The organism is Inquilinus sp. OTU3971 (genome assembly GCF_038440215.1).
In genome coordinates, this window is record NZ_JASATH010000480.1 from 1 (window position 1) to 228 (window position 228).

A 228-nucleotide genomic window follows, 5' to 3' on the forward strand; every position below is an offset into this window, starting at 1 on the left:
CCGATCCGGCCGACCGATCCCGACATGAACTGGACGGGGTGGGTGCTGGGCATGCTGCGCGAGGCGATGGAGATCGACATGCGCTGCAAGCGGCTGACCGCGCAGCAGCAGGAGCGGTCGCATCTGGACCCGAAGGCGCCGCCGGATTTCGGGCTGATCCAGGCGCGGCTGACGCGCTCGCTGCGGCTGACGGCGGCGATGGTGGAGCGGATCCGCACCGGCTTCATG

The 228-nt window shown here is 70.2% G+C and carries 1 protein-coding gene; it reads left to right on the forward strand.

The window, feature by feature from the left end:
- Window positions 1–24: 24 nt before the first annotated feature.
- On the forward strand, window positions 25–228 hold a 204-nt coding region (locus AAHM41_RS40505; RefSeq protein WP_342242299.1), incomplete at its 3' end, for a hypothetical protein.